11 protein-coding genes are annotated in these 23,610 nt (G+C 39.7%); all 11 read left to right on the top strand.

What is annotated here, in order from left to right:
• Positions 1 to 64: 64 nt before the first annotated feature.
• Entirely contained in the window at positions 65 to 1,822 is a 1,758-nt protein-coding gene (locus DDZ16_RS05060) for a sulfatase (protein ID WP_158275608.1), read from the top strand.
• Between the two features lie 613 nt (positions 1,823 to 2,435).
• Positions 2,436 to 6,074, top strand: coding sequence for a CBM96 family carbohydrate-binding protein (locus tag DDZ16_RS05055; RefSeq protein ID WP_109263352.1), 3,639 nt, complete (start codon positions 2,436 to 2,438; stop codon positions 6,072 to 6,074).
• 518 nt (positions 6,075 to 6,592) lie between these two features.
• The gene (locus DDZ16_RS05045; protein ID WP_109263350.1) at positions 6,593 to 9,721 is read left to right on the top strand and encodes a glycoside hydrolase family 2 TIM barrel-domain containing protein; all 3,129 of its coding nucleotides are present in this window, start codon (positions 6,593 to 6,595) and stop codon (positions 9,719 to 9,721) included.
• 64 nt (positions 9,722 to 9,785) lie between these two features.
• Positions 9,786 to 11,258, top strand: coding sequence for a sulfatase family protein (locus DDZ16_RS05040; protein WP_109263349.1), 1,473 nt, complete (start codon positions 9,786 to 9,788; stop codon positions 11,256 to 11,258).
• Positions 11,259 to 11,372: 114 nt separating this feature from the next.
• Entirely contained in the window at positions 11,373 to 13,589 is a 2,217-nt protein-coding gene (locus DDZ16_RS05035; RefSeq protein WP_109263348.1) for a sulfatase-like hydrolase/transferase, read from the top strand.
• A gap of 9 nt (positions 13,590 to 13,598) precedes the next feature.
• A complete protein-coding gene (locus DDZ16_RS05030; protein ID WP_109263347.1) occupies positions 13,599 to 15,119 on the top strand; it encodes a sulfatase family protein in 1,521 nt (506 codons plus the stop codon).
• Position 15,120: 1 nt separating this feature from the next.
• Positions 15,121 to 16,536, top strand: a complete 1,416-nt coding sequence (locus tag DDZ16_RS05025; RefSeq protein ID WP_109263346.1) for a sulfatase-like hydrolase/transferase — start codon at positions 15,121 to 15,123, stop codon at positions 16,534 to 16,536.
• 1 nt (position 16,537) lies between these two features.
• Positions 16,538 to 17,266 carry a sialate O-acetylesterase gene (locus tag DDZ16_RS05020; RefSeq protein WP_198416673.1) on the top strand — a complete coding sequence of 243 codons (729 nt, stop codon included), beginning with the start codon at positions 16,538 to 16,540 and terminating at the stop codon, positions 17,264 to 17,266.
• Between the two features lie 777 nt (positions 17,267 to 18,043).
• Positions 18,044 to 20,827, top strand: a complete 2,784-nt coding sequence (locus DDZ16_RS05015; protein ID WP_158275607.1) for an FAD-dependent oxidoreductase — start codon at positions 18,044 to 18,046, stop codon at positions 20,825 to 20,827.
• Positions 20,828 to 20,830: 3 nt separating this feature from the next.
• Positions 20,831 to 21,820, top strand: coding sequence for a hypothetical protein (locus tag DDZ16_RS05010; protein ID WP_146192196.1), 990 nt, complete (start codon positions 20,831 to 20,833; stop codon positions 21,818 to 21,820).
• Between the two features lie 220 nt (positions 21,821 to 22,040).
• Positions 22,041 to 23,486: a carbon starvation CstA family protein gene (locus tag DDZ16_RS05005; RefSeq protein WP_109263343.1), complete on the top strand. Its 1,446-nt coding sequence runs from the start codon at positions 22,041 to 22,043 to the stop codon at positions 23,484 to 23,486.
• Positions 23,487 to 23,610 lie beyond the last annotated feature (124 nt).

The following is a 23,610-nucleotide window of genomic DNA, read 5'->3' as shown; positions in this document are numbered from 1 at the left end:
TTTTTTATAGGGGGGTACATGCAAAAGCTTGAAAAGAATTAATTAAACTATAAAAATGAATATTATGATGAATTTGTTAAAATTGAAAATACTGTTGCTTGGATGTATCATTTTGTTAGTGGATATCCAGATGGTTGGTCAGAATGGTGAGAAGCCAAATGTTGTTTTCATCATTGCCGATGATTTAATGAAGCAAACAGAGCTTTATGGTTATCCGGAGATAAAAACACCAAGGCTGTCAAAATTGGCGGATGAGGCTGTTCTTTTTAATCGCGCCTATTGTCAATACCCCCTTTGTGGACCTTCAAGAGCTGTTATCCAGGCGAGTTTGTATCCGTCAAAAACCGGAATTACCTGGAATAAGCCAGGAAAAGATGAAGCTACGCAAACCAAAGCGGCTTCCTTTAATGTAAAAACAATGCCACATTACTTCAGAGACAATGGTTATACAACCGTAGGAGGAGGAAAAATATATCATAACACCACTGTAGGAGGAAAACCAGGTGCTATTTATGATTTTGATGATGTATTAAGTAATGCAGGTGTAGATGGTGTTAAAGGTACAATGCCTGATGGTAAAAAGGTTACATATATTACAGACAATTCAACGAGGACTATAACAGAACATAGGGATGGGGCTTTAATTGAAAACGCCAAAGCATGGCTGGACACCTATGATGCTGCCAGTAATAATCCATTTTTTATGTGTTTGGGAATAAAGAAACCTCATTCGCCTTTTTCTGCCCCTTCTCAGTTTTGGGATATGTACAACAGGGATGAGATTAAAGTAAGTGATATTCTTCTACCTGAAGGGGTAAATGCCGACTTATCCCTTAACGGGATTGACGGATTATTTAGTGGCCACGTAGATACTTACATGTATACCGGAGAAAATATCCCCGTCGATAAGCAAAAGGAAATCATACATGGATACAGTGCATGTGTTTCTTTCGCTGATTACCTGGTAGGAGATATTATTGATAAACTTAAAGCAAAGAATCTTTACGATAACACCATCATTGTTTTTGTATCGGATCATGGATACAAGTTGGGTGAATATCAGAGATGGGCTAAATCGACCGTACATGAAAAAGACGCAGTTGTGCCCTTATTAATCAGAGATCCAAGAAAAACTTCTGAGCATGGTAAAATATCACAAGCGATTGTTGGATTAATTGATATCTATCCAACATTATCAGAGCTTTGTGGTATTCCGCTCCCAGAAAATATTGATGGAATCAGTTTTGCAGATGTACTTTTTAACACATCAGTAAGCGGAAGAACCCATATTAGTACAATAAGAGTCAGGTCACTATCTGAAATAGGAATAGAAAGAGCTATTAGTCTGAGTATTATAAATCCAGACGGTTATCGATATACACAACATTGGGGCGGTGAATATGATGTTTTTCCTATGAAGGAAGACATTATTGCCTATGAGTTATACGACCATTATAAATATCGTAATACACCAATTTCTGTTGAGAACCTGGTAAATACTGAAACCGAATTACTGGAAGAAATGAGACAACTTGTATTGTCTAGTAGTGAAGAAATTACAGGTTCAGCAACTTCAGTAAAGAATGTAGAATTAAAAGACCTGAATTATTATTACAATCGGTCAACAGAAAAAATACATATCTCAAGTTCTGACTTAATTGAACAAGTTGCGATTTACGATATCGTTGGCTATAAGGTTATTGACCTGGAAAAGAACACAAACAAACTTGAGATAGACCTTTCTGGTTTAAAAAAGAATAATGTGTTCCTGGCGAGAATCAGTGCAAAAGGAAAAACATCTGTTATTAAAGTATTGAAATGATATTAGCATATATCAAGAATTATTAAAACAATGCCATTATTTAGCAGCCATGGCATTGGCGTGTTTTGGTAGTTTGGATCCCCCCCCCAACTTTATAAATAAAAAAAAGACGAGTATGCCACAAGGCACCCATCTCACTTTAAATGGCCAAGCCTATAGTGGGGATTTAGGGCTTGTATTCTTAATTTGACAAATGTCAAGCAGATGATAATTAAGCAGTTATGTACATGTAAGTTAGTTGTGGCATTTCTGTTGCTTAACCTCTTTTTATTGCCAAATGCATCAGCCTCATTATTTTTTGGTAATGAGGCTGATGCTTGGGCTACTGCAAATGTTGTCAAAATTAGGCATTAGAATATATACAATAAAACTTAAGTTATAAAAATCAGGACTTTTTCAAAAGAAAAAATGGAAAAACAGTAGCGTTCTTAACGCATAGGTTTGTTGTGTCATCAGGTTGTGAAGACAGTTGATAGTCTGGAAGTTTTTGAGGGGTGTTGCATTAAAATAATCCAGGTTCACGAGCATCTTTAATGTGGGGGTGCGTTGCCTTTTATTACCTTATTCGTAAGGGATTTCTTCATTTATTATCACTTGTTAATTAAAACGAATTATGGAATTACAATTTACACTCTTGAATTCTGAAGTTAGAAAGCAGAACTTATTAATTAATACCAAAATTAGAGTCGTCGTTCTAATGTTTTTATCGGTGATTTGTTTAGCCGGTAAAATGAAAGCACAAACCAATCCTAATATTCCCAATTCAGATGATTTTCAACTCGTTTTTCAGGATGAATTTAATGGAAGCAGCATGGATTGGACAGTATGGGATTCGGAGGATGGAGTAAAGACTTCGGCTTCTGGCGAAGTTGTGCATCGTGACAAGCAAAATATAGTAGTGGAAGATGGACTGATGAAAATACTGGTTAAACAAGAAAGTGTTAATGGTTCTGATTGGACAGCTGGGTTTGTTTGGCTAAGAGAAGTGTATGGTGCCAACAGCTATTATGAAGCCAGAATTAGTAATACTGATGCGACTGGTGTCAATAATGCTTTCTGGATGTCAGCTGCAACTAATAAAGCAGAAGGAACCAAAAGTTATCAAAATCGTTACGAGATAGATTGTCCTGAAAATAGATTGCTAAATGATGGTACCATACATGCCCATTACGCCTGGCACGACTGGAAAACCTATAGCACTTACGGTGGAGCTATTGCACAGGGTGGATCCTATAATCTTCCTGACGATGATTATCAGGTGTGGGGTCTATGGGTAGGAGAAAACGGGTTTAAAATTTATCTGAATGGTGTTGAGAAATGGGACGGAACAACCGACGATAACTATCCCAACCAATGGGAAACCGGAGTAGGCAAATTCCCTGTCTGGTTAGACAATGAAGAGCAGCGTGCTTATGGTAAATATAATCAGGACGACTGGAAGTATTTTGGTGGTATGAATGGAGATTTGTTAAATGTTTGTTTTAGTACTTTGCCCTGGAGCACTTCAAATAGCCCACTTGATAGTTCTGCACACAACAGCTATATGGGAGTGGATTATATTCGTGTTTACAAAAGAAAAAATGATTTTATCACGATTCCAACTCAAACTGTTGATGTTATACAGTCTGATTCTACTCACTTGTTGACCCAGCTCATTGATATGGGTCGAGATAGTATAATGTATCTCAGTTTTTTGGCTAAAAAAGAGCAAATTGATGAATTTTCTGTTGAGCTTAATGCCGATAATGGCAAGGTATCTACTATGACTATTACTACAGATAATCATATCAAGCTTAGTTCGGGAGCAGAATTAGCTTCAACACATGACTCGTATCCGGCAACCATCCGATCAAAGAAATATTTTACGGAAGGGAAAGATTACTTAGTTGTGTGTCGTATCACTGCATCTGCTCAGGAAAAAGATATCATTAGCTATATCACATATCCATTAAAGGATGGTATACCTGACTCAGAACCTTTTTTATATCGAAATATTGATGCTAATGGAAATACCAATATCACAACTGGGTGGGACTTATCGCATAAAATTGAGCAGGCAGCAGATTTAACGAGCATTACTTTTAGATCTAAAAGCAGGAATAGTTCTTTTTCTAATTTAAAAGTGGCATCCAACTTTAAAGCGGTAGTGGTAGATTATCAGTATTATACATCTTGTTCGTTGGCGTCGGGAAGTACTATGGTAAATATTGGAGAAGTGGTTGATGTGTTAGTTGACCTAAAGGGAACAGGTCCGTGGGATTTAAGCTATGCTGTAAATGGCCAGGAAACAACTGTTACTGATATTACTGTCTCTCCGTATATTTTTCAAGATACCATAAATGAGCAGACAAATATTGAGATTTTGTCAGTTTCAGATGTCGATGGCAACGGAATGGCCGGACATAAATTTAATATATATATAGCCGATGGCGAAATAAGTACTTTATGTGATGGTACAGTTAGGGAGCGCCAGGGTGATGGCCTTTATTCGGAAAATTTACTTGAGGTGAAAAATGCTTCAGGGTGGACAAGGAAAGCTTTTATCAGTTTCGATATTAGTGCATTAAATAATTATGTTTCAGTCGGTGAGTTTAAGGTTTTTCTAAATTCAAGTTCGTCAAGTGAATTTTCATCAGTAATCAATGTTTTTGGCGTTAAGGAAACGGAATTTGCATGTAACCAATTGGATTGGGTAGGAGCCAGCTCCATTAATTACCTCAGTGCATATATGTCTGCTAACATTGATGCCGGTGATCTGGGGAGTTATTTGAATATTGATATCAAAGACTACTTGAATACCTGCATACAAGATGGCGATTCAATCATGGTTCTTTGTTTAGATGCAGAGCCGGGTAGCGATTTATTTTACTTTAATGCTTCAGAGTTAAGTCAGAATCCTGCTGGATTGAGTTATGTATTAGATTCATCTACTGGCTTGCTAAACCCTATTGCAGATTCCTATGTAAGAGAAGGTGATAAGGGAGATTTAAATTATGGAACTGAGAAAGAATTAGGTGTCAAAGAATCTGAGACAGATATATATGACAGAAAGGGCTTCTTGAAATTTGACGTGAGTAGAATTGCTGGAAAGGTGGCAGGTGCAAAAATCATGTTGAAAGTAAAGAGGGAAGATCCAGGTGCTGAGCAAAATCTTTATTTAATCAATGATAATAGTTGGACGGAAACGGGTATTACAGGTAATAATCAACCCGGAGCTTCAGGTTTTATATCAAAGCAAACTGTACCTCTAGTAGATGAATGGATTGAGTTTGATGTCACTTCGTTAGTTAATGATGAAACCAATGATACGTTGTCGGTACGCATTTCCGATGCCAATGCGGCAGAAGATTACATACTATATCATAGTAAGGAGGCAGATAATCCAAATGATTGGCCGAAGTTGGTATATATATTTGGAGAGCCTAATGCAGAAGAGACAATGGCTACTGTGGCCGATGCATATGTGCGTAATGGTATTGCTCATGCTGATAATAATTTTGGTTCAGATTCAAAAATAATTGTAAAAGAGTCTGCAGATGATATCTATGACCGGGCTGGCTTTTTGAGATTTGATTTAAGTCAGATCACAGGTGATGTATTCTACGCAAAGGTAAGATTAAAAGTATATTCTGAAGACGCCGGTGCCATTCATAATTTATCAATGGTAGCAGACGATAGTTGGACTGAAACAGGTCTTACCTGGAATAATCAGCCTCAAAATACAAGTCTTATCACCAATCAGGCTGTACCTGCTACAAATGAATGGATTGAGTTTGATGTTACTACAGAGGTTAACAATGAAAATGATGGCTTTTTATCAGTTCTCATTTCTGATGCCTATCAGGCTGAGAATTACGTGCTTTATCATAGTAAGGAAGCAACAAATGTGAGTGATCGACCTGAACTGGTTTATAAACTTGATCCGTTTAGTGCTGCATCTAATGATACGTTAGCTTTGAAAAATGGTTTTGTAGAGGAAATAGTAACACGTAATGAAAAAGTTTTACAAGATAGTAGTATAAAAGTATATCCAAATCCTGCTAGTTCAGATATATATATATCAGGAGCTGATATTGAAGGAGTTGAAATAGAAGTTTATAGTTTAACGGGTAGAATAGTTAAGCAAAAAAGGATTAATCAGCAGAATCAAACAAGTATAAGCGTTAGAGAGATAGAAGCGGGAATTTATATTTTAAGAATGCAAAGAAACGGTAGAATTCTAAAAAATCAAAAACTGGTAATTACTAAGTAAATCATAATAATGCTATTAACCTGGGGTCAACCTCAGGTTAATAGCATATTCAAATTTTGATTTAATTACAACAGTTTGTTGAGGTGTGCGGATTCAGGATGATAACCCGCTTTGCAAGAATCCAGAGTCTGACAAAGCAGGAGGACTGCAGCTGAAGGATTATCTGCCAACGAACATAAGACCGGCACACAACAAAGGTATCGACATTAATCCGCTGCCTAACCATAGTATTGGACTTTTAATCGGCTTTAAGGTTGAAACCGGTATACAAGGGAATAAGATTGAAGACTTGTCCGACTTACGTGCTTATAAAGTTAAATAGATATTAAGTAGTAATTGAAAGAAAAATAGGTAGATAGGGTTTTGGAATGATTGAATAAGCCCTTGGTTGCGATAAACAATGACCCATAAGAATGACAAGGATTTAGTACCATAATGAATAAAACAAAAGGATGAAGCTTAATAAAAATTTGAAACTTGCTGCTTGAAAAAAAAGAATAAACGAATAAGACATAAAGATGAAAAAATTACTTTTTATTAGCATTTTAGTGCTGATGCATTTAGAGGTTTATGGCAGTAAAAGTCCTGAGTGGGATAATGTAAAAATATTGCATATAAATAAGGAGAAGCCACATACAACCATGATGGTTTATAGTTCTGCAAAGTCGGCTTTACAATTTGATAAATCAGCATCTGATTACTATCAATGCCTAAATGGTGATTGGCGTTTTAACTGGTCGAAGAATCCAAAAAGCCGGCCTGATAAATTCTATCAAACCGGTTTTGATGATTCACAATGGTCCACCATTCCGGTTCCTTCTAACTGGGAACTTCACGGACATGGAATTCCTATCTATACAAATATTACGTATCCATTTGAAAAAGATAACCTGAGGGCTCCGAAAGAATGGAATCCGGTGGGTTCATATCGTCGCACCTTTGAGGTGCCCGAAAATTGGGATGGAAGAGAAGTGTACATTAATTTCGATGGAGTACAATCGGCCTACTATGTTTGGGTGAATGGCAAGAAAGTTGGTTACTGCCAGGGAAGTCGTACGCCGGGTGAATTTAATATCACCAAATACCTGCAAAAAGGAATCAATCAGCTGGCCGTTGAAGTATACCGCTGGAGTGATGGATCATATCTGGAGGATCAGGACTTTTGGAGATTGAGTGGTATCTTCCGCGATGTGTACTTATGGTCGACACCAAAAACTCATATCCGGGATTTTGTATACTCAGCATCGCTGGGCGATTCGTATACCGATGGGATGTTTCATTTGAAAGGTGAAGTTGTTTCAAAAGCAAAAAAGGCAGTTTCAGTTAAGTATCAGTTGTTAGATGCGGCTGGAAAAGAACAAATCTCAGGATCTGTGCCTGTTGAAGCCGGCAAAGGATTGGTCAGTTTTAATTCGGATGAGCACACTCTTAAAAATGTGCAAGCCTGGAGTGCAGAATCACCTTATTTATATCAGCTTCTAATTTCGCTTGAAGATAAGAATGGGAAGGTGCTTGAGGTGATTCCTCAGAAAGTGGGTTTCCGCAATGTGGAGATTAAAAACGGACGTCTGTTAATCAATGGTGTGGCAGTACTGTTTAAAGGGACTAATCGTCACGAGCATCATCCTCAAACAGGACATTATGTGACGACTGCTGATATGATGCGTGATATTATACTGATGAAACAAAATAATATTAATGCAGTCAGAACCAGTCACTATCCTAATACACCAGAATGGTATGCGCTGTGCGACGAGTATGGTATCTACCTGATTGATGAAGGAAATATTGAAACACATGGATTCGGCAATAAGGGCGATAACCGTCTGACCTGCTCTCCCGAATGGGAAGAGGCTTATTTGGATCGAGTTCAACGCATGGTTTACCGCGATCGAAATCATGCTTCTGTAGTAATTTGGTCGATGGGTAATGAAAGTGGTGATGGTCCTAATGCGAAAAAGGCATATGAGTGGGTAAATGAAACAGACACTTCTCGTCCGTATTTGTATGAAGGAACCACGCGTAAAGGGGGTAGAAATTATGCAGATATATACTCACGCATGTATGCAACACCAGAAGAGTGTACCCAAATTATCAAAGACTATGCTCACATGCCATATATTTTATGCGAATACACTCATGCCATGGGCAATAGCAATGGTAACCTAAAGGAGTATTGGGATTTGGTTTATGCCGATAATAACTTCCAGGGTGGATTTGTTTGGGACTGGATGGATCAGGGATTGAAGCAGCCGGTTCCTGAAAAATATCAGAAGAATTCAAAAGAAGATCACTTCTATGCCTATGGTGGATGGTGGGAAAATGGCAGAGGCGTTCATCACGATGGTAATTTCTGTATGAATGGCTTGCTGGCTTCCGACTGGACTCCTCACCCGGGATTAAATACTATCAAGTACTTTTACCGAAACATTCACTTAGAAGCTGTTGATGTTGAGCAACTAGAGTTTAAGTTGACTAACTGGTATGATTTCTCCAATGCAGCTGAGTGGGTAAATGGCGAATGGGAGTTATTGGAGGATGGTTTGCCGGTGGAATCAGGAACTATAGCAAATCTGGATTTACCGGCACGTTCGAGTAAGAATATTCAATTAAATGTGGACTATCAGTACAAAGAGGGGAAAGAGTATTTTATTACTTTCAGCTTCAAACTGAATAGAAATACTTTCTTTGCTAAAGCCGGACATGAACTAGCCTGGGATCAATTTCAATTAAGCGACAACTTTATTCATGTATTAAATACGGTTCAAACAGAGACTGCTCCTAACTGGAGAACAGAAGGCCGAACTGTTCATGTCTGGGGCGAAGAATTCTCAATCCAATTTGATAAGCTTAATGGTCTATTGGATAAGTACTTTCTGGGCGATGAATTAGTAATTAAGAAAGGGCCTGACCCGGACTTCTGGCGCGTACCAACCGATAATGATCGCGGCGCTGTTAAAGGAGGGAACAAGAAACTACCTCAGTTAGGAGTTTGGGAGAATGCCAACGGCTGGATTATTGATGAGGTTTCAACTAAGGAAGAGAACAATGCGCTTGTAATAGAAGCAAAAGGACACTTGCCAATGGTGGGGGCCAAGTATATGCAAACCTATACTGTATATGGTAACGGAGAAGTAGATGTTCATTGCCAGTATTTTGCAGGAGAAAAGAAATTACCAATGGTGCCACGCATGGGAACGGAGATGGTGATTGAGCCAGGCTTTGATCAGCTTCAGTGGTATGGCCCCGGAAAACTACCAACTTACCAGGATAGAAATGTTGAAAAGATGGGCATTTATTCGTCCACAGTTACCGATGAGTGGGTTGAGTATTCAAAGCCTCAGGAGAATGGTTATAAATGTGATACGCGCTGGTTTACATTAACTAATATAGAAGGAAAAGGCCTGCGCATTACCGGAGAACAACCTATCGGATTCGGGACAACTCACTTTAGTAAGCAGGCTGTTCAGCAAAGCGATTACTCTTTTGAGTTGACAAAGCAACCTGAGATTTACCTGAATGTGGATTATAAGCAGATGGGTATTGGGGGAACAACCAGCTGGTTGATGAATGCATTCCCAAGAAAAGACTACCGCTTAGAAAATGGAGACTATACCTTTAAATACAGGATAGCTCCCATACGGTAACAGAAGATAAACTCCACTGCAATCGCTTAAAAAATGTTGCATTAGAATAAACATTAATTATATTATGAACAAGATTCATTTGCTAATTGCAGCTTTCTTTATATTACTGATTGGCTGCAACCCGGTTAATCAGAAAAAAGAAACTGTAACAAAACCAAATATACTTTGGATTGTTTGCGATGATCTGGGGACAGATCTGGGATGCTATGGAACACCACTTATTCAAACGCCAATTCTTGATGAATTTGCTGGTCAGTCCATTCGGTTTGAGAATTGCCATACCGTAACAGCTGTTTGCTCATCCAGCCGCTCTTCCATGGTAACAGGTATGTACCCTGTTAGTATCAACTGTCATCAGCACCGTACAAGGCCAGAGTCCATGCTGCCACTGCCTGATAGTGTGAAGGTAATTACCGAGTATTTTGAAGAAGCAGGCTATTTTACCTTTAATAACCGCTTTGGTTCAAAAGACAAATCGGGAAAAACAGACTATAACTTCACAACCGATTACGAAATCTATGACGGTACGCATTGGAGTCAACGTCAGGAGGAGCAGCCATTCTTCGGGCAGGTTCAAATTCATTTTCCCCACCGTCCGTTTACTCAGGATACCATTAATCCCATCGACGAAAGTAAGGTGGAATTACCTCCATATTTACCCGACCACTGGGTAGCCCGTCAGGATTGGGCTTTTTACCTGGAGACCATTCAGGTGGTTGATCAGGAGATAGGTCAGCTTCTGGCTGCATTGGAGCAAGATGGCTTGATGGATAATACCTATATTTTTATTGTAGGTGACCAGGGAAGACCAATGGTTCGTAACAAACAGTTTTTATACGATGGAGGCACAAATACTCCATTATTGATCAGATATCCAAACAACCAATTTGCAGGTGAAGTCAGAGACGAGCTGGTAAGTAATATTGATCTTTCAGCAACTTCTTTAAAGTTAGCTGGAATCGAGGTGCCTGAACACATTAGAGGAAACAATATTTTAGGAGAACACACTCCGCGAGCCGAACTGTATACCATGCGAGACAGACGCGACGAAACGGTGGATCGCATCCGGGCAATCAGAACTAAAAAGTATAAATACATACGTAATTTTTATACGGACCGGCCCTATACTCAGTATAATGCATATAAGCGTAATAAGTATCCAACCCTTGTATTGATGGAAGTGCTAAAGTCGCAAGACAAGCTGCGTCCTGAGCAATTATCGTTTATGAGTGATTTTCGTCCGGCTGAAGAGTTGTATGATCTTGAAAATGATCCTTATGAGTTAAATAATTTGGCTGCAAGTGAGGATAATATTCAGATTAAGAAGGAGTTAGGCTTCAAGTTGGATGAGTGGTTAAAGCATGAAGATGTGGCCACCTATCCGGAAGATGGTAAGGAAATAGAATACTGGACGAAGCAGATGGCTAAGAGGGATAAGGTTTGGAAAAGGAAGCGTAACCTACCGGTTGATGTTTCAGATGAAGATTATTTGGCATGGTGGGAGAAGCACCTGAAAAGTCGTCAGGTAAAAAAATAATTTATTAAAGTATATTATTTTATGAAACGAACATGATTGCAGGAAAACACAAACACCCATGAATTTAGCAATCATGAAGTTCCATACGACCTTTAAAAAACAAATTATTTACGTATGAAAAGTATATTCTCAAAAGTACTTGTGCTATTGGCAGTGTCGCTTTATGCACTTTTGCCGGTAAAAGCGCAAAACAATAAAGTAGATTTACCCAATGTTATTATCATATTAGCCGATGATCTGGGGTATGGCGATGTTGGCTTTAATGGATGTAAGGATATTCCAACACCTAATATTGACCGCATAGCTGATAATGGAGTGAAATTTACGAATGGCTATGTAACTTATTCAGTATGCGGTCCCAGTCGCGCCGGAATAATAACCGGGCGTTATCAGGATCGTTTTGGTTTTGGACGTAATCCGCTTCTGGCACCCAACGATACCTTGCAAGGTTTACCATCAACAGAAGAAACATTGGCCACTGTGCTGGGGCGCAGCGGTTACTCGAGTATGGCATTGGGCAAATGGCATTTGGGATCACATAAAAGTCAATATCCGTTGAGAAGAGGATTCGATGAGTTCTTCGGTTTTTTAAGTGGCGGTCATCAGTACTTCCCTGAAGAATGGACTTTAAATGATGTTTCAGAAATTAAAAGACAGTACGATGGTTATTTTACGAAGTTAATGCGCAACAATGGTAGAGTGGATGAGAAGGAATATATTACAGATGCACTTAGTCGTGAAGCTGTTTCATTTGTTGACCGAAAGGCCAATAGTCCCTTTTTTATGTATTTGGCGTACAATGCACCACACGGGCCACTGCAGGCTACAGAAAAATATTTAAGTAGATTTAAGCATATCAAAGATAAAAAAAGGAAAACTTATGCTGCCATGGTAAGTGCTGTGGATGATGGTGTTGGACTTTTGTTAGATAAACTTGAGGAGCTTGGAATATCAGATAAAACGATGGTGTTTTTCTTGTCGGATAATGGAGGGCCTGAGGAAAAAAATGCTTCTGATAATGGTGTGTTACGAGATGGAAAAAGCAGTTTATACGAAGGTGGTATACATGTGCCTTTTGCTATGCAGTGGCCGGGTACTATTCCTAAAGGTATGATCTATGAAAAGCCAGTTCTGTCTTTAGACATGTTTGCAACTGCGGTACATTATGCATCAGCAAAATCAAAAAATGAATTAGATGGAGTAAATGTTTTACCTTATTTAACAGGAGAAAAAACAGATGAACCGCATAAATACTTATACTGGCGTATGTATGATTATGATGATTATGCTATCGTAAGTGGAGATGATAAAGTTGTGAAGTATAGATCTGAGGTTGATGAATTTTATAACCTGAAAGAGGATATCAGTGAAAACAATTCGTTACCTCTTGAAGGAGGAAGATATCAATTATTGAAGGATACTTATATGTTATGGAATAAGGAGATGAAAGATCCTTTGTTTTTGGGTTTAACGCAGGGGAAAGAATACAATCAATTAAATCCTGATCGATTTGTAATGGTAAATCCTTATAAGCCAGATAACTTAAGTCCTGAAATTCCGGACGGATATCAACTGATTTGGTCTGATGAATTTGACAAAGATGGAAAACCGGATGAAAGCTTTTGGTCGTACGAAAATGGATTTGTACGTAATGAAGAACTGCAATGGTATCAGGAAGATAATGCCAATATAAGTGAAGGTGTTTTAGTTATAGAGGGTAGAAGAGAGCAGGTTAAAAACGATGCTTATAAAAAGAAAAGTCAACGTTGGAAAGAGAATAGAAAATATGCAGAATACACCTCGGCCTGTATTAAAACAAAGGATAAATTTTCTTTTAAATATGGAATCCTCGAAGTTCGGGCACGTATTGATACAAGCATGGGAATGTGGCCTGCTATCTGGACTTTGGGTATAGATAAACGTTGGCCTGCTAATGGTGAAGTAGATCAGATGGAGTATTACCGTCATAAGGGAGAAGCAAAACTATTGGCCAATGCGGCTTGGGCAAACGGCAAGATGAAACCAGTTTGGGATTCAGAAAAGATTCCATTAAGCTATTTTATAGAAAAACAACCTGATTGGGCACAGAGATTCCATATTTGGAAAATGGAGTGGACTGAGGAATATATCAGGTTATACCTGGATGATGAATTGTTAAATGAAATAGATTTGAGTAAAACCATTAATGCTGATGGTTCTAACCCATTTCATCAACCACAATATATTCTTTTAAACCTGGCTATTGGAGCTAATGGAGGAAATCCTTCACAAACCACATTCCCCCGAACCTACGAAGTAGATTATGTGAGGGTTTATCAAACCAAAAAATAAACGAAATTGATGAAAAATATTTTAACTACTATACTGGCTGTGCTTTTAACATGGAGTGCAGTCGATGCACAGGAAAAGAATACAAATCCCAATATTGTCATCATCTATGTTGATGATCTTGGCTATGGCGATTTAAGTTGTTATGGGGCTACCGAAGTGCAAACGCCTAATGTTGATAAACTGGCTGCAGGAGGTATGAGGTTTACTGATGGACATTGTTCTGCTGCCACCTGCACTCCATCGCGGTTTTCGTTATTAACCGGACGTTATGCTTTTCGCGACAAAGCGGCTATTTTACCAGGTGATGCACCTATGCTGATTAAAACAGATATGCCAACGTTACCAGGTATGCTAAAAGAAATCGGTTACGCAACCGCTGTAGTTGGTAAATGGCATTTGGGATTGGGCGATGGCGATGTGGACTGGAATGGAAAGGTATCTCCGGGGCCTCTGGAAATCGGATTTGACTACAGTTACCTGATTCCGGCTACTGGTGACCGAGTGCCTTGTGTTCTTGTCGAAAATCACCATGTGGTAGGTTTGGATAAAAAAGACCCCATTGAAGTTAATTATAAGAATAAAGTGGGCAATGATCCTACTGGTCTTGATAATTATGATCTGCTTAGATATGGTGCAGACCGGGAGCATTCTAAAACCATAGTTAACGGTGTGAGCCGAATTGGTTACATGTCGGGTGGGAATGCTGCCCGGTGGCGCGATGAAACAGTACCTTACCAAATGTTGGAGAAAGCGCGCGCGTTTATAGATAAAAATCAGGATAAGCCGTTCTTCCTGTATTTTGCCTTTCACGATATTCATGTTCCCCGATTACCAGATCACCGTTTCGATGGAGCCACAGACATGGGAGTGCGTGGCGATGCCATTGTGCAGATGGACTGGGTTACCGGTCAATTGATAGACCATTTGGAAGAATTGGGAATAGATGATAATACACTGATTGTTTTCTCAAGCGACAATGGCCCCGTCCTGGATGATGGTTATGCCGATCAGGCAAGGGAGAGAATAGGAAATCATAAACCGGCCGGCCCATTCCGGGGAGGAAAATACAGTGCCTATGAAGCCGGCACACGTGTGCCCACCATTACTTATTGGCCGGGCACCATTCAGCCAGGTACCAGTGATGCGCTAATGAATCACATTGACTTATATGCGTCGATTGCTGCCTTGTTGAATCATCCTTTAAAGGAGAAAGAAGCTGTGGACAGTGAAAACCATCTGGAAGCATTTTTAGGCCGAAATCATGACGGACGTGAAGTAATGCTGGAAGAGGCCTTTTCATATGGACTTCGGATGGGTAATTACAAATACATTCATCCTTCTAAGGCAAGCGCAAAAAACTGGATAAACTTTGTTAAAGGTATTGATTCAGGCATTGTTGATTATCCTGAATTGTACGATTTATCAAAAGATAAGCGTGAACGAAAGAATCTGGCTTCAGAAAATAAGAAGCAACTAAAAAAGATGCAGGCTGAATTAGAACGAATATTTAATAGTGAAAAAACAAGATAAAATGAAGAGCTTAAGTTTCGTATTGGGATTTATTGTATTGTTTTTTTCATCAGTAGGTTGTCAACAGTCTAAGCAAGAAAAAACTGATGTACCCAATGTTATTGTTTTATTGATAGATGACGCCGGTTATTCTGACTTTGGTTTTGCAGGGAGTGAAGATTTAAAAACTCCTAATATTGATGAGTTGGCCAACAATGGGATTGTTTTTACTGATGCGCATGTTACAGCATCGGTATGCGGGCCAAGTAGAGCAGGATTAATGACAGGTCGGTATCAGCAACGATTTGGTTTTGAATGTAACCCTTCACATGATTTTTCAGGTGTAGATTTAAATGAGACTACCATCGCAGAAGCAATGAAGCAGGCAGGTTATAAAACTGCAGCATTTGGAAAATGGCATTTAGGTGATGGAGAAGCATATAAACCCAATGCCAGAGGTTTTGATTATTATTGGGGATTTCTATCAGGTGGGCGTCATTATTTTTCAAATAGTGAACAAGATAAACCAGGGCATTCACATTCTATCCGTGAAAATGACCAGTTTACTAATTTTGAAGGATATCTTACAGATCGGCTTGGAGATAAGGCTGTAGAGTTTATTGACCGGAATAAAGAAAATCCATTCTTTATGTACTGGGCTCCTAATGCTGTTCATACTCCAATGGAAGCAACCCAGGAGGATTTAGACCTTTTTGAAGGACATCCCCGTCAAAAATTGGCAGCTATGACATGGGCCTTAGATCGGGCAGTGGGACAAATTACAGATAAACTGAAGAGGGAGGGATTATTGGATAATACATTAATATTTTTCTTAAGCGATAATGGAGGAGCTCACAATAATGAATCAATTAACTATCCGCTTAAAGGATTCAAAGGAAATAAGTATGAAGGAGGAATTAGGGTTAACTTTTTTATGCATTGGCCTAAAGAACTGAAGAAAGGAAAGTACAATGGTTTGACTTCTTCTCTTGACATATTTGCCACATCAGTAGCGGTTGCAGGAAGTAAGATTGTGACGAATAAGCCTTTAGATGGTGTAAATCTACTTCCTTTTCTAAAAAAGAAAGTAGAAGGGAATCCCCATGATGAATTATTTTGGCGAAAGGATAAGATGGCAGCTATGCGATACGCTGATTATAAGATGATACGTGTTGAAGGGCTTGGATATAGATTATATAATCTGAAAACAAATCTCTCCGAAGATCAGGATTTAACTCAGGCAAAGCCAGAAGTGTTAAATGTTATGCAGCAAAAAGTTTCTAACTGGGAGGAACAAATAATGAGGCCTCTTTGGACAGAGGGACATACATGGGATACAATTACCTGGATGATTCATGAAGATTTGTACTTAAATAGGGAAGTAAGAGTTGCTAATTCAAAAGCATTAAAATCATGGAAAAAAGAAAGTAAAGAATAGTATGACTAGATTTATTTTTTATGTTTTAACGCTGTTGTTAAGCGTCTCGTGTAATGTAATAACAAAATTAGATAAATCAGTTTGTGAAGAGAAGCACTTATTTATTTTATCTGGTCAATCTAATATGGCTAGGTTAAATGAAAAAGAATCTTTTGAACCAATTCTAAAACAAAAATTGGGTAATGAAAGTGTGAGTGTTGTAAAGTACGCCATGGGAAGTCAATCTATTAGGCGCTGGTATAGAAACTGGAAACCAGCACAAGGAGATTTACCCAAAGCCGATCCATGTTTATATGATTCTTTAATGCTGAAGGTTTATCCGGAAGTAGAGAAAGAAAATTTTGCTACTGTTAGTTTTATCTGGATGCAAGGAGAAAGAGATGCAAGGGAAAAGCATGGAGGGGTGTATGAAGAAAGTTTATTGGGACTTTATAATCAGCTATGTCAGGATTTAGATAGAAAGGATGTCAACTTTATTATCGGAAGGTTAAGTGATTTTGATATGCTGAATGAAAAATACATTCATTGGACTATGATACGAGATATTCAGGTAAAAGTAGCTGAATCTAATCCCCGCTTTGATTGGATTAATACTGATGATCTTAACGATGGAGTAAATAGAAGAGGAAAAGAAATAAAGAATGATTTGCACATGTCGGCAGAAGGGTATATTAAAATGGGTGAGCGCTTTGCTCAAAAATCAATTAAGTTAATTGAGAGTACTAAATAGGGACTGCTGAAAAAGTCAAAAGGGCAAAATTTACAAGTCGACCAATCGAAGGAGTATAGAAATACTTCGAGATTTGGGCGTTGAAGTAAATTTTGTTCTTTTGATTAGCGATTTTCATATGGTTATGTGCAAAGAAATCTGATTGTAATGCAAAATAACCGTGCACCTAAGTGTTTGTTTTGTTTAAAAGTTTAATATTTAATAAAATATGCGTTTTTCAGCGCTCCCTAAATATCAAAGCCATCCTTAAGTCATAAAGGTAATTGCAGAATAGACATTATCCAGGCCAACTTATTTCTGGAGGTTTCATCTCTTTTGGGCATTGAGTTTCTCTGAATTGGCAGGTTGTTGTGCGCTAAAATTGAAAAGTTTATAATGAAATATTGTAGTGGAATAAAGGTGGTTGGCTAAGTTGTAGTGAATGAAGAGAATGTATGATTTGCTGATGGAAAATGCCTGTGTTAATGATAATGTCTGATAGTGAAAATGACAATTACAGCGTGCTATTATGACTAGAGCATAATTTCATAATCCAACGATAATATGGACCTTGCAAATAGAGAAGATGAAATAAAACAATTTAAAATATATGAAGAATGCACAAAACAGGAAGAAAGTCAATATTTACAAAATGTTGTTTTCCCCTTTTTTAATCTTTCTCGAAGTAACGTTGCAAAATATTAGCAATCAAAGCGGAAAATAACTATTGAAAAATTAATAGCTTTCTAAATATAAATCAATGCACAGTTTCTGTACAGGTTAAAAATTATGTCAAAAATGAATAAGATAATTGTAATAATAGCAGGATTGCTATTGTCTGTTGCAATGTTTGCACAGTATCCAGATGCCCATGTAAAAGAAGGATTAAAAAAGACGAGCCGACCGGAAATACGCGACGTGGTGTCCGGTACACTTTGGGTCGATGCCGAAGACTTTGCCGATTACGGCGGATGGTATCACGATACGCAATTTATTTATCTGATGGGGTCAGGTTATCTGTTGGCTCCAGGTATGGGTACACCGGTGGCGGATGCAGTAACCAACGTAACATTGTCAGAAGGCGGCAAATATACGCTGTGGATTCGTTCCCGTAACTGGCATCCGGAAAAAACACCCGGCACATTCAAAGTGAAAGTTGGTGATAAAATGAGTGCCTTATGCGGAAATGATGAAAGCGATAAATGGACATGGCAAAAGGCTGGTGTATTTAGGTTAAAGGCTGGAAATGTTGAACTGCGTTTGATTGATGAAACCGGTTATTACGGTCGTTGTGATGTGCTGGTATTGACCAAAGATGCCAGCTTTGTTCCTCCGAAGCAGGACGAAATGGTAGCTGCACGTGCCAAATACACAGAACTTGAACTTAAACCGGTGAAGCATGATGGATTTGATGTAATTGTTGTTGGAGGTGGGCCGGCCGGTACATCTGCCGCAATCGCTGCTGCCCGTCAGGGGGCCCGGACTGCATTGATTCAGGACCGTCCGGTACTTGGTGGCAATAGCAGCGACGAGTTCAGTGTGAACATGAATGGTGCCGGCAATAAAAATGCCTTCAGTGTTGAGGGTGGTATCATTAACGAGGCAATGCTTATTACCTCACGTGATAATAAAAAAGGTAGTTTTAGTGCCGCCTACATGCAGCTTGCCGAAGCAGAACCCAACCTGAGTCTTTTTCTGAACACGCGTGTAGATGGCGTTATCATGGAGAATGATGAAAAGATCAAAGGAGTAAAGGCTTTACATACCCTTGATGGTACAAGGGCAGAATTTTTCGGTGGCACATTCATCGATTGTACTGGCGATGGGTGGCTTGGCTATTATGCAGGTGCGGAATTCAGGGTTGGTCGAGAGGCTCGTAGCGAGTTTAACGAAAAACCGGCCCCTGAAGTAGCTGACAAAATCACCATGAGTGCCAGTTTGAACAGCGAGGGCGGACCATTTATGGTTCAAACGGATAAAAAAGTAGCGTACACAGCTCCCAATTGGGCGGTTAATTTGCCGATTCCTCTTCATCGTAATATTATCGGTTACAATATTCGTCCGTGGTGGGTGGAGTATCCCGGCACGGTCGATGATGTTTGGGAGGGTGAATTTGCGCGCGACTATCAGCTCCGCATTACCTATGCCTATGCTGATTACCTAAAGAACCACTGGAAGAAAAAGGACGATACCGAAAATGTAAAACTGAACAATGTAGGTATCTTTCTTGGCAGACGCGAGTCGCGCCGTCTGATAGGCGACTACATACTAACCTGGAATGATGTGGCCATAGAAGGTCGCTGGTTCGATGATATTATTACTCACTATGGCTGGCCTACAGACATCCATCACCCCAAAGGTATCTTTTCGGGCAAGGAAGGACCGTTTGACTGTAATTATAGTGTACGCATGGGAGGCGGTATTCCGTATCGCTGCATTTACTCGAAAAACATTTCCAATCTGCTAATGGCCGGACGCAATGTAAGTGTGAGCCATTATGCACTGGGTACCACACGTATCATGATGACTTGTGCCACCTTAGGGCAGGCAGCCGGAACAGCAGCGGCAATGTGTGCTGAATACGATCTTACTCCGCGTGGCGTAGGTCAGAAAAAAATTAAAGAGTTACAGCAGCGACTGCTTAAAGAAGACCAGTTCATCCCGCGAATAAAAAATGAAGACGCAGCAGACCTGGCACTAAAAGCAACGGCCACGGCATCAAGCAAAATGGATCCTGTCGACTACAATTGCGAATATGCTTTGACGAAGGACTCGAAACATGTTAAGCTTACTACAACTACAGTTAAATGTGCCAACGGACAATTGCAGGCCCTGGGCACACTACATTTTATGCTAGATAATCAGCAGGGTAAGGATGTCGATGTGATATTAACTATCGCTACATCTTCGGAAAACGAGAGTATTGAAAACTTAAGCCCTGTAGTAAAAATACCTGTTACCATTCCGGCAGGCTTCAAGGGCGCATTGCCGGTAAAGGTAAACCGTGAAATAAAAAGAGAGTTCTTCGTGATAAGATTTGAGGGAAATGCGCCTAGGGTGTTTTGGAAAACCAAACGACAAATCTTGCCAAATATTCGCAGTTATAAGGTAGAGGAAGGTATGGAAATTGAACATACTATGTATGTTCCCAATTTCTATGCAATTCCATCGTTAGACGACCGCTTCGATTTTGGGGCAAGTAATGTAATCAATGGAAAAACCAGGTATTGGCTCAACGATGGTTCTGTAAATATGTGGATGTCCAACCCTGAAGAAACCTTGCCGCAATGGGTACAGTTAGCATGGGACAAAACACAAACGATTAGCGAGGTACGCCTGGTGTTTGACACCAATATGAACCGTACATGGTTTAAGGAGTTGAACGTACCGGAGCGTGTGAGTGATTACGAAATTCAGGCACTGATTGACGGAGCATGGAAAACCATTGCGAAAGAGACCGGCAATATCCAGCGGCTCCGTATTCATAAAATGGATCCTGTAAAGGCGAACAAAATTCGTGTACTTGTAACGAAAACCTGGGGGGACAAAGCTGCAAGAATATTTGAGGTAAGAGTCTATTAAGGCATGAAATTTCAACCGAAACTCCTTCAATCAAGAACGGTACAAAAGGTGCTCAAAAGGGCATCTTTGTACATCTTTTGTGTCTTTTGGGTACTGCCTTGCAGTAGCGTTCTGCCTCAGAATGAAGAAATGTTTACTGTCTGGTTAAAGGACCCGCTTCATCCCGATTTGGATGCTCAGGCATATACCGTTCAGGTTTATTGTGATGAGCATGGAGTACCGATTCGATACCGCTTGCCACTGGTTGCCCAAACCTGCTACGACAATACCTGTAAGCCAATGGATGTGGTACTATACTGGAACGGCTTAGGAGACTTTGTCAATTTAGAGCCAGTACCAGGAAGGCCGTTGACAAAAACAGAAAAGGAGACCAGGTTTTCCGAAGAGGACTACAAACTGCTGGGAGCAATCTTGCAAGATAAAAGATCCGTATTAAAGCATTACCAACTTAAAACTATCGGAGCTGAAAAAGATGAGGCTGTTGATGCCTTAAGTGGTGCAACGCAGCCCTTTTTGCAAGGGGCTGTGATACCCGGAGCTGTCTATACCACCTGGGTACTTTGGTACTGGGCCAATGGAGATGTCGTGGAGCAATTGAAAGCTAAGACCAGACAAAAAATAACGAAGACCGATGTGGTTCGTTTTCTGGCTTCTGAGGATTTGGGAAAAGTACGCTTTGCATTACATATGGCTATAGAGAGTGATGTAACGTCCGAAAGTATTTTTCAGACTCTGAAAGTAGCCGACCATAATACGGCAAAACTGGCTCTGCATACTCTGGAACAAATGAATGTTGAAGTCCCTGAGATGAAGCTTGTTGAACTATTAGGAAGCACTAGCGAAGCAGCAGAATGGGGGATTATTGACTTTATCGGAAATCGGAATCCCGGACCTGTTCTGCTTTTAGCACTGAAAAAGTGCATGCCAGACCTGACGTTTATTGGTAAGCATAAAGTGAAGATGATTTTGAAGGATAATCTCTTCGATGGGTAGTCTAGGCAATGGTATCGGGAGGGTTTTTGAAGATTCCTTTTACGGTTCCGACTGTACATTCATCCGTGAACAGTCCTTGCCCTTGGGTGGAAAAAGCAATTTAACCAATTAATATACATTCTAATTTGCCCTGCTGACTTTTTAAGCAGGCCCAAAGTAGAACCAGCCTTAGCACCAGGAAAGATTCGTGTCGTTTGAAATAAACTAAAAAACAATAAATATGATTACTTTTTTTATTTCGTTGGCAGTTTTACTGCTTGGTTATTTTACTTACTCCCGGTTTATAGAAAAAGTTGTTCAGGTAAATTCAACCCGGCAAACTCCGGCTTATTCCATGAACGATGGAGTGGATTATATGCCGCTGTCATGGTGGCGGATCTTTTTAATTCAGTTCTTAAATATTGCCGGACTGGGGCCTATTTTTGGGGCAGTTGCCGGTGCCATGTGGGGGCCTGTTGCTTTCATTTGGATTGTATTGGGATCTGTTTTTGCAGGAGCTGTGCACGATTACTTGTCCGGAATGCTTTCGTTAAAACACGGAGGGCTCAGTATTACCGAAATTGTAGGAAAATACCTAGGCAAAGGAACCAAACAGTTTATGCGAGCTTTTACGGTTGTGCTGATGCTGATGGTAGGAACTGTTTTTATCCTGGGGCCGGCAAAAATTCTGTCCGGATTCACAGCGGGTTTTGCATCCATCAATATTTGGATTTGGGTGATTTTTGGTTACTACCTGCTTGCCACTATGCTACCCATCGATAAAGTAATCGGGAAAATATATCCTGTTTTTGGATTTGCTTTGGTTTTTATGGCAGTCGGACTGATTGTGGCACTTTTCTACAAGGGCTACCATATTCCCGAGCTCAATATCTTGGAAATAAAAAATCATCATATCAATTCTGATAAATTTCCGATTTTCCCAATGTTGTTTATTACCATTGCCTGCGGTGCCATTTCGGGTTTTCATGCTACCCAGTCGCCATTAATGGCGCGGTGTATAACCAACGAGAAATACGGACGAAGGGTATTTTACGGGGCAATGATAACCGAAGGAGTTGTGGCACTGATTTGGGCAGCTATCAGCATGAGTTTTTTTGGTGGAATCAGAGAATTGAGCGATATGATGACCACCAATAACGGAAATGCAGCTTTTATCGTGAACGAAATATCGAATTCTCTATTGGGGAAGTTTGGAGGACTGCTTGCATTGCTGGGAGTTGTTGCAGCGCCAATAACATCCGGCGATACAGCTTTCCGCAGTGCCCGTTTAATTGTAGCCGATTTTTTGAATTACAAACAAGGCCCGATCAGAAATCGTTTGTTGGTGAGTATTCCGTTGTTTGTTGCCGGATTTCTGCTGACACAAATCGATTTTAGCATCATCTGGCGGTTTTTTGCCTGGTCGAATCAAACCCTGGCAACCGTGGTTTTATGGGCTATTACGGTTTATCTAGCCAGCGAAAATAAATTGTTCTGGATTACACTAATTCCGGCAGTATTTATGACCAGCGTAATCACTTCTTACCTTTTGTTTGCACCGGAAGGATTTGGGCTGAGTTATTCCATATCAATACTAAGCGGCGTAAGTATTGCCGTCCTTAGTTTTATAGCGTTCTGGGGCTACAAACTAAGAACACGCGCGACTGCGCTGGCCGGGCAATTATAAACGGATTTATTTTTATAGTTATGAAACGAACATGATGGCGGAGAAACACAAACACGCATGAATATAGCCATCATGGAGTTCCATACGACCTTATAAAAACAAAAAATATACGTTTGAAAATAAG

This window comes from Marinilabilia rubra (assembly GCF_003121985.1).
In the GTDB taxonomy this organism is placed as follows: domain Bacteria; phylum Bacteroidota; class Bacteroidia; order Bacteroidales; family Marinilabiliaceae; genus Marinilabilia; species Marinilabilia rubra.
This window is presented reverse-complemented; position numbering and strand designations above follow the sequence as displayed.